This is a genomic window from Mesorhizobium sp. LNHC229A00 (assembly GCF_000502415.1).
GTDB lineage: Bacteria > Pseudomonadota > Alphaproteobacteria > Rhizobiales > Rhizobiaceae > Mesorhizobium.
The window spans coordinates 1-1,094 of record NZ_AYWQ01000092.1 but is presented as its reverse complement, the minus strand read 5'-3'; the positions used below and the strand labels follow the sequence as shown (position 1 = coordinate 1,094).

General features: G+C 57.5%; 1 protein-coding gene. It reads left to right on the top strand.

Features of this window, described 5'->3' with window-relative positions; genetic code table 11:
- Window positions 1-254 precede the first annotated feature (254 nt).
- The gene (locus X742_RS140425; protein ID WP_023775617.1) at window positions 255-977 is read left to right on the top strand and encodes a LuxR family transcriptional regulator; all 723 of its coding nucleotides are present in this window, start codon (window positions 255-257) and stop codon (window positions 975-977) included.
- Window positions 978-1,094 lie beyond the last annotated feature (117 nt).

The window sequence follows — 1,094 nt, the reverse complement described above, 5'->3', positions numbered from 1 at the left end:
AGACGTGTGCTCTTCCGATCTATCATGGCCGGTACGCCGCTGCGCAGGCGGCATCGTGACATCAAGTCATAGCAAGGCTGCTCGCAAAAGCACCGGCCCACTATAGCTTGAGTGCGAAACGTCCCGCGCGGTCGATAATTCATCGCTGGAAATACCGCCTCTTGGCACTCCCGCTGTTCTCTATTCCCTAATTCTCAGTATTCGTAGATGCTAAGATGAGCTATAAATCGATCGGGTGAGATTGGGTCCCTGCGATGATCGACTCCGATGTATTCGACTTTGTCGAACGCTGCAGAACGCACACGGCAACCGGAGCGCTTTTGGGCGATCTCCTCAAAACAGTAACGAACCTCGGCTTCGAGCATCTTATCTTGAGTGGCGTCCCCTTGGGCGGGCAGAAGCTCGCGCCTATGGTGGAACTGAACGGTTGGCCCGAAGGCTGGTTCGAGCGCTATGTTGAAGCAGAGCACGCTGCGGTGGATGGCGTCTGCATCTACTCGGCGAAAACTTTGAAGCCGTTTCTTTGGTCCGAGGTTCCTGCCAAGTGGTCCGGGACAGAAGCTTCGCGGCGCGTTGCCGGCGAGGCAACGGAGTTCGGCATCTGGAGTGGCTTTGCCGTGCCGATGTTGAGCGTTCATCACTGGCAATCCGTGCTGTCATTCGCCTCTTCGGCGAAATCCTGCAAGCTGTCTCCGCGCCAGCAGGTGCAACTTGTCACCATGGCTGTTTATGCCGGCATGACGATCCAGGCTCTTTCGAATGAGGATGAAGACGATGAGGGCCCGCTGACCGACCGGGAAAAGGAAGTCCTGTTGTGGGCTGCGGCCGGCAAGACCTCGTCGGAGACCTCGCAGATACTTGGCCTGACCGAGCGCACCGTGAAATGGCACGCGACACGCGCCCGCGAGGCTTTTGACGTCGCGACAACCACGCAAGCTGTTGTCGAGGCCGTGCGCAGGCGCCTTATTCACCCGTAACTCTGTCAACTGTCCGATCGGACAGGTGACGGACATTAGACATGCTGCAACTATTCCCCCAAGAACGATCGGGGGATCGCGCGATGATTACGGCTCATGTCGTCAATGCGCAGAACA

Excerpts from the sequence above, each read along its gene's own strand:
- X742_RS140425 (WP_023775617.1), top strand. The coding sequence starts at position 255 with ATGATCGACTCCGATGTATTCGACTTTGTCGAACGCTGCAGAACGCAC.